The sequence below is a fragment of the Thalassotalea sp. G20_0 genome (genome assembly GCF_017744175.1).
In the GTDB taxonomy this organism is placed as follows: domain Bacteria; phylum Pseudomonadota; class Gammaproteobacteria; order Pseudomonadales; family Endozoicomonadaceae; genus Endozoicomonas.
Genome location: NZ_JAGHQV010000107.1, coordinates 1 through 4,869, shown reverse-complemented (window position 1 = coordinate 4,869; position 4,869 = coordinate 1). Strand labels below are relative to the sequence as shown.

Genomic DNA, 4,869 nt, shown 5'->3' with positions numbered 1-4,869 from the left:
TGAAGCACCCGAAGGATCTGGCAGATAATTTCTGGCCATTGGCCCGTTATATGGCACCGGCACTGGGCGAGTATTTGCCCGCTACTTTCGGCAAACCTTCTCTGCGCTGTACCGCGAAGATGGCCGCCATTATCCACTCAATATTCCCTCAACAGGGCATTGAGTCTGATCTTTTGCCGGTACTGGACAACAACATCCATCCCTATTCCGGGCAACGGCTGCATCTGCTGTACGATGCCCTGCGGGTCTGCGGCAGCCAGAGTATCCCGGTGCATCGGCAAGCCCGGGACTTGAACCAGCAACTGACCGCCATTAGCCAATGCCATCCGTCTGAGCCACTGGAGCAGCTGCAACAGCCGCTTCAGCACGCCTTTCCGGAACCGCTGCTGACAACCTCCTTGCAGACACTGGCCTCAGATTGGCTGAAGGCCAGCTGTCATCATCAGCAGCAACAGGGCAAGCGGCTTGAACAGCTCACGACCATGCTCCGGCAGCACAGGATCATTGAGCTCAATGGCCCGGCGGGTACCGGTAAATCCTGTCTGGCCGTCGCCACCGGGCAAGCGTTACAGGAACGGCGGCAGGCATCAATGAACCGACTGGCTGCGGGCCCACAGCCTGACCAGCAAACAGTGAAAACCCTGACCCTGGGACCGAACACCACCTGGGAAGACCTGTACGGTTCGGTCTCCCTGAAACGAGACCGGCAGGGCAATACGGTCTCTCATTCGGTACCCGGCGAGATAACGGATTGGGCCAGGAGGAGACGCCCGGGCCTGCTGGTTATTAATGAAGCCAACCTGGTGCAGCACGGACTATTGTCACCACTGGCCGGTTTGCTGGAATCGTCTCCCCGGCTCTGCGTCAATGGCCAGACGTTCGAGCTAACAGATAACCACCGGGTTTTGTTGACCGGTAATCCGGAAAATTATCCGGGACGGAATCTTGACCCTGAATTGCAACGCCGGATTCTGCGCCTCTATTACCGGCCACTGCCGGAGTCCGTTCTGCAACAAGCCATCATTGAGCCACTCCTGCCGGATACCTGGCCAATGGAGCTGAGGTCCACCACTTCGGCCACCATCCTGTCCCTGCTGGCAGAGTACAGAAAACAGGTATCCACAGACTATGAGCTGACGCCAAGGGACCTGAAAGACATCATGGCCCGGTTCCAACTGATCACGGCGGATGCACCCTGTCCCATCAGCCAGGCCCAGGTATTGGCACTGGCTGACGAAGCGTGCGGGCAAAGCCTGGGTGGGCGGATCGATCGGGACCAACGCCCCGAATGGCAAGCGCTCAGGGATTTCTGGCACAGTTCCGGTAAGGTGGACCGTTCATTGCTGGACCAGCACCAGAGTGCCTTCACACAGTTTTTCGGACAGTTGGTACAGGTGAACAAAAAGCAATCGACGCCACTGGTCATCGATACTCCGTCTACCAGAGAGTACATAAAAACCTGCTGGCAATTTCTGCAACTCAGGGAACCGGGAAGAGTGGCCATGGTGGTGGAAGGTACTGCCGGGTGGGGTAAGGATGCGCTGTTACAACTGACCCTGACCACCTGGCAACAGCAAACCGGAAAAGGCTTTCAGCATCTCAATGGGGGACCGGACCGGTTTAACCAGTTTGTGCAGGCCTTTAACCGTGCCTGGCGTCTGGGTGAGGTATTAGTGGTCAGTGAGCTCAATATCATTCCTTCCGGGCTATTGGAAGAGTTTCTCAATGACCGCCTGCCGCTGCCTCACAAGGCCGGGTTCAAATTGATTGGTACCGTAAATCCGCCCACCTATCCCGGACGGGCGGCATTCCCGCCATCATTGACCAGTCGATTTACCGGCGTTCATATCCACCATGATACTCTGGATGACTACCGGCTCAGGCTGCAAGCCATGGGGGTATCTGAGGATCTGAGTCGGTGGCTGACCGATTGCGCCAGTGCCCTCAATGATCATTTCCGACAGCGACGCATTCCTCTTGAACTGACGCTGCCGCAACTGCTCCGGGCGGCTGATCGATTGGGCAAAATCGCCATGGACCAGTGGCATGAACATCTATTACTGGAGTGGTGGCCCTATCTGAAGGACTGTAAATACAACTTTAAGTGGCCTTATATTCCATCAGAAAAGGGATCTTCCACTGGTCCGGCCACTGTTTCACCGGAGGTTTTCAGCCTGGACCTGTCCCATTATTTGTGTATCCACTTTGAGGTAACCCGGTTTTTTCCCGGTAAATGGGATCCCTGTCTGTATCGACTGAAGCTGTGCACAGCCGATGTGACCAGTGACCAGACGTTAGTTAAAAGCCCGTTGCCAATACATCCCGTGGATCAGAGCAATCTTTTGCCCCTGTTAACCGGGCGAACCCATCTGAAAACCGGTGAAACCCCGGTGCGCATGACACTGGAACCGGGCACCGAATGGCAACCATTGCCATCGCTGACCCCCTCCGACCGGTTGACTGGTCTGAGATCCATTCCGAAACAGACGCAGCTGGCAAGGGATATGTACACCGGCCAATACTTTCTTCGTTCCAAACTCACGGAACCGGTGACGGTGGATTTTATTATTAAACCCGATCTGACTTATTTTCAGCCGTTAACAGCTGATGATCTCATCAACACACAGCCCCTGCGGTGTCCTGCCCTGATCAAAGTACATCTGGATCAGGAGGTTTTCAGCGGACACCCGACTCCGGGATACCGGAAGTTGCGGGAAATAGGGCTGATAGAGAATCTGCCCGAACGGCTACTGGCCCTGATCGATTGGTTCCGGGCATTTTCTTTCGATCGTCCTTTTGACGAAACCGGCATCAGCCTGGTCAAGCAATTGTTCCGGGAGCAGCAGGGAAGCTGCTACCACCGTGGGTTTCTGTTTCAATTACTCTGTCTTTACTGGGGTATTGAAGCCCGAATAGTACAATCAGACTCACATGATTTCGTTGAGGTCAGATCCTGCAATGGGTGGCGACTGTGTAATTTAGGAGGCAGCAAGGCAATCTGCAATTACTCGTCAGAGCCGGAATGGCAAAATATTTTCAAGTCAGCGCCATTGGAACCAGTCAATTCGCCTTACGCTCAGGACGCAGCCGCTGATGGCTGGAACGGGATATTGTCACTGGCCGCTTCTCTGCTCCAGCAACACGATTGTACTATATCTAAATTACCCCAAGAGGCGATAAAACATATCCAGGACACCTTTCTGGAAAAGTTCAGGAAAAATTTCCGCCCTATCCCCATAGGCAGGAATTTATTATCAGATCGATCTAACCCAGAATCGTCAGGTTCCGAAGCTCATAACGGTACCTTTGCATTTCAGATTGCCTACCGTTGGGTGCCGACACAATATTTGCAGGCGGCCCGACATGCCATTGACCATTTTTCCACCCTGGCCCCCCCGGAAAAAAAAGCCATTATCGACTGGAGCCACTGTATGCTCATCTGGTCAATCGACTATCAGTCTCCCAAAAAGCATCTTTTCTGTCAGTGGTCGGAGTTTGCCTGGCAACTGTATTTGCAAAGCCCGAATGATTTTCCCGTCCTGCCTGTTCAAAGCCTGCAGAACATTATCCGGCTCAATTTTGATCATAATGGCATGGCTCAACGAATAAGCCAGCGCCTGTTCCGGGTTGAGTCCATCGATAAAGTCTATCTGAAAAATGTCCGCGACAGTCCGGAGACCGACAATTTTCCCCTGCTGTGCTCCGCGAAACAATTGCCACAGGTGGCGGCTACCGAAGTTTATTGGAGTCATGCCTCCCGGGGCAAACCGGATATTGCCCGACTGATCCGTGGTCAGCCCTGTTTCCCGGGAAAATCAACCTATTACCAGGAAACCAATACCCTGATAGTGGCCGCCCAGTTTTTGATCGAGAGGGCGTGGGACACTCTCCGGCAAAGCACCAATAAACTGACCGGCGCAGCCTTTATTGAGGAACTCCCTGAGCCCCAGATCATGACTTCCCTGAATGATCACATCGATGATGCAGAAAATAACCGGCAGTTAATTCGTCTGATCGGCGATAAACACTCTGCTGAAATATATACCCCGGTGATATGTGAAGACCTGAAAAGATTCCGGGTCTTGATCGTTGGCAACTTCCGTGACCGGGTAACCATCTTTGAAAGCCCGGCAGGGCAAAATTTCAACCTGATCGGCAGTGGGATTTTTACTCCGGGTATTTCCCTGGATTGTGAGGATTCGCTGGGAACCATAAAACGCTTGATCAATGAACATGATGCAACCATTTTAAGCAGGTATTAGGGCCTGTTGAGGTTTTGTTGCGCGCTCCAGCTTATCAGGGCACCCCTATGACGAGGTGCGGCATTGCAGGGAGGAACTTTTGCCGGTTTACACCATCTAAATTGGCTGACGGACCGCAATTACTATCAGAAAAAGTACTAATATCATGCCTTCTATTCAGCCCGGTGTCGTGGTTAATGTGCACAATGGCAATCCGCAACCCGGTGATCATTCTGTTGTAACAGCTCAAAAAAGGTTGGCAAGTTCTGCAGACGATTCTTTACGGCCCAGTAAAATCGCTAAAAAAATTCCAGAAATCGGGGTTTTGTCCGTCAAAAATGAGCAGTCATATTTAGTCCAACAGGCATCAGCAGATAGTGCTCATTCCAGCCCAATTCGTAACGTCACGCCCATCGCAGATTGCATCAGCCACCTGAAGCAATCGGTATCACCGATTGGTGATGACTTTCATTCTTGCGATTCCTTTCGTGGGAGTGAAAGGAAGGAGGAGTTGATCCGTCTCTATCGGGAAACGACAGGTACCGGGTTTTTTTTTATTATCCGGCATCCGGACGACCTGGATCATCACCCGTTAAGAAGGCTGCACTATTATCCCGCTCCCGGACAA

2 protein-coding genes are annotated in these 4,869 nt (G+C 52.6%); both read left to right on the top strand.

Annotation, left to right across the window (positions count from 1 at the left end; all coding sequences use genetic code 11):
- On the top strand, positions 1 to 4,262 hold a 4,262-nt coding region (locus J7438_RS24570; RefSeq protein WP_209278684.1), incomplete at its 5' end, for an AAA family ATPase.
- A 145-nt stretch (positions 4,263 to 4,407) separates the two neighbouring features.
- Positions 4,408 to 4,869: hypothetical protein (locus tag J7438_RS24565; RefSeq protein WP_209278683.1), on the top strand; the 462-nt coding region annotated here is incomplete at its 3' end.